This is a genomic window from Acidovorax sp. HMWF018 (genome assembly GCF_003061035.1).
Taxonomy (GTDB): domain Bacteria; phylum Pseudomonadota; class Gammaproteobacteria; order Burkholderiales; family Burkholderiaceae_C; genus Acidovorax; species Acidovorax delafieldii.
The window spans coordinates 4,590-7,897 of sequence record NZ_QAIM01000471.1 but is presented as its reverse complement, the minus strand read 5'-3'; the positions used below and the strand labels follow the sequence as shown (position 1 = coordinate 7,897).

2 protein-coding genes are annotated in these 3,308 nt (G+C 68.7%); both read right to left on the bottom strand.

Translation table 11 applies throughout. The features are described from left to right. Positions 1–729, bottom strand: a 729-nt coding sequence (locus DBR23_RS31220) for a UvrD-helicase domain-containing protein (RefSeq protein ID WP_233250596.1), incomplete at its 3' end; no start/stop codon positions are given. Further along, the coding region (locus tag DBR23_RS19810; RefSeq protein ID WP_233250595.1) for a PD-(D/E)XK nuclease family protein at positions 726–3,308 on the bottom strand (2,583 nt) is incomplete at its 5' end. The genes DBR23_RS31220 and DBR23_RS19810, both read right to left, overlap by 4 nt.

Below are 3,308 nucleotides of genomic sequence, written 5' to 3'. Positions count from 1 at the left end.
GTGGCCGACAGCGCCAGCCTGCGCGCCGACTACGAAGCCGTGGTGGCCCGCCTCGTCGGCCAGATCGAACTCCACCCGCTTGGCCAGCGCCGCTGCCAGGGCCTTGTGCGTTTGCGAGCGGCCGTGGCGGGCCACCACGGCTTCGTAGTCGGCGCGCAGGCTGGCGCTGTCGGCCACGGTCTGCAGAAACGGGGGCCAGACCTCGCGCACGGCCTCGGCATCGTCTTCGAGCAGCTCAAAGTGCGCGGGCAGGCCTTGTTGTTGCAGCAGCGCCAGCGGGGCTGTGCCCAGCAGCGCGGCAAACCAGCTGTGGAAGGTGCGGATCTGCACCGGGCGGCCTGCAGTGAGCAGCTGGCGGTATAGATTTTGTAGCGCCTCGCGCTTTTCCAGCGCGCCCTGGGGGCTGATTCCGCGTGCAATCAGCTCGGCCGTCAGTTCTTCCAGCGGCTTGTGGCTGAACTGCTCCAGCCACTCCTGCAAACGCTGGCGCATCTCCCCGGCCGCCTTCTTGGTGAAGGTGATGGCCAGGATCTCGTGCGGCGCGCAGCCGTCGAGCAGCGCCCGCAGCATGCGTGAGACCAGCATCCAGGTCTTGCCCGCACCGGCGCAGGCCTCCACCGCCACGCTGCGCGCGGGGTCACAGGCAATGGCGTAGAAAGCCTCGCGCGAGACGGGGCGGCCGTTGTGTTCGTAGGCGGCCTGGGCGGGTGGGGAATGGCTCTCGGTCATGGCGTCTCTTGCGCGGGCAACGCCTGTTCAGCGTCCGCCCAGTAGTCTTTGCGGCACAGGCCGCGCACGGCGCAGAACTCGCACACCGATCCCTCGCCCAGCGCGGGCAGCGGCGCGCCGGCGGCGATGCGGGCCATGTCGTGCTGGATGCCTTCGATGAGCACATCGCGCAGGTGCACCACCTCGTCTTGTTCGTGCAGCTGTGTCTCGCCGCGCTCGCCTACGTTGACATAAGCCGCACGCAGGGTGTCGTGGCTCAACAAGGCCGCGTAAAAAGCAAGTTGGGTGTCCTCTGCTCCAGCCTTGATGCGCTGGCGGGTCACGCTGTCGCTTTCGGTCTTGTAGTCAATCACCAGTACCGCAGGCTCGCCGGTGGACGAGACCCCATCGATGCGGTCGATGGTGCCGATGAGTTCCAGATCGCCCAGCGGCTGGCGGGCCTTGACCTCGGCCTGGCGGAAGGTGGCGCCCTGTTGCTCATGCCCTGCCAGCCATTGCAGGTAGCCGTCGCGCAGTTGCGTCCAGCCTGCGGCAAAGGGCAGAAAGTCGCCGTCCTGCAAACGCTGCTCGCGGGTGACGGCCTCGGCGGCGGCGTCCATGCGCACACGGCGCTCATCCAGACCATCGGTCGGCTCCGCCAGCAAGGCTTCATGAAAATGCTGCAGTACCGCGTGCAGCCAGGTGCCAAAGTCCCGCTTGTCCACTTCGGCATCCAGCTCGTCGGCCTCGCGCAGGCCCAGTTGGCGCTGGGCAAAGAAGCGGTAAGGACAGTGGCGCAAATCGGAATACGCCGTGGATGACAGGTGGGTCACCGGCAGCGCCTGGCCCACAGGCAAGGGGCGTAGCGTGGGAGTGGCGACCACCTCGCGCGCACCGCGCTCATCGGCTCCCGGCAGGGCGGCACCATCCAGTTGCAGGGCCAGCACCAGCGCGCTGGCCAGCAGGGGCTCACCGCCTTCGTCACCGGTGCGCCACAGCACATCCACCACCGGCGTGCGCAGGGCATGGGCCCAGGCGGCACGCTGGGCAGCCTCCAGCGACTGGCGCGTAGGCAGGCCCCAGGCCTCGCGCTGGGCCTGTGTCCAGTCGCCAGCGGGTTCGGGAGCAGGTTGCAGGCGCTTTTCGTCGCAACCCGGCAACACGGCGGCGGCGAAGGGGCGGCCCAGCAGTTGCGGCATGGGCACCACCACCACGGGGGCACCAGTCGCCTGCGCGGCCACATAGCGCCCGGCCTCCAGCACGTCTTTGGCCCAACGGGTGAATTCGGCCAGTGTCATGCAGCGGCCCGCACTGTCGCCCCAGCCGTCCAGCTCTGACTGCTGACCGTCTTGCAGGCGCAAGGCGGCCAGCACCCGCATGCCAGCAGGGTCGGCCTGCAGACCCTGCCATTGGCCGGCCTGCTCCAGCACCGTGCGCAAAGCGGGTAGCCACTGCGCTAGCGGCCGTGCAGCGCGCAGGGTGTTGCGCCATGCGTCTACGGTGGCCACGGTGCGGGCCAGGTGGGGCTGCGCACCCACGTCGCCCTTCAAACCCCACTGGGCGGCGGCGCTCCAGTGCTGCACCACACCTTTGCGCAGCCATTGCTCCAGGCGATTGACCTCGCCAGGCATCAGCGCTGGGGTGTGTTTGACCCAGTCCAGCACCTCGTTGGAAGAGGCATTCCACGCAGCCGCCTGCAGCACGGCCATGACCCGTGAAGCGGCGCGCGTGGTGGACAGAATCCAGCCGCTTTCGTCGCGCACCAATACGCCACTGCTGTCCAGGTGGGCCAGGACACGGCGGATCAGTGCGCGGTCAGTGGCAGCGAGGGCCACGGGCACCCGCCCCTGCTCGACATGACGCAGCACACAGGCCGCAGCACGGTGCGCCTCGTCTTCGGCGTCCGTTGCGGCGTGCAGGGCCCACTGCGGTGGTGAACCCGCATCACCGACCAACGCGGGGAGCGCAATGCACACACCTTGCTCACCCCAATGCGCCTGCAGGGCCCGGGTCAGCGTGTCAGACTGAAATCCCTCCAGCACCACCAGCGCATCCACTGCCCCGCGAACGCCGGGCTCAAACAGCACATCGGTTGCGTAGCGCGATACCAGTGCCCATTCCAGCGCCAGGCGAGCCACCATAGCCTCGTAATGCAGGGCTGTACCTTCTTCCGGCGTGGTCAGCAGCTTCCGTGCCTCGTCACCCCAGGCAGCGCGTAGGGCTGGGGGCACGGCTGCAATCACCGGGGCCAATTGGGCAGCGGCCTCCTGCAGTGGCGTGGCCAGCACCTCGCGCTGCCCGCCCTGCCCCACACGGTCGAGCAAGGTGCGGGCCGTGAGGGTGTCGCGCGCGACGTCGCCCGCCAGGTCGTCGCCCGTGGGTTCAAACGCTTGCAGCTGGCGGGCCCAGTTGCGGGTGGTTTCAAAACGTGGTGCAAAGCTCTGCGGGAACTGCTGAACCCAATGGCGCTGCGCCCAGGGCATGAGCTGGGCGTAGGGCACCAGCACCACCGTGCGCGCCAAATGGGCGCCATGGGCTTGGGCATGCGCGGCCACCCGGGCCAGTGCGCGTTGCCACAGGGCGGTGCTTGCGGCCGCAAA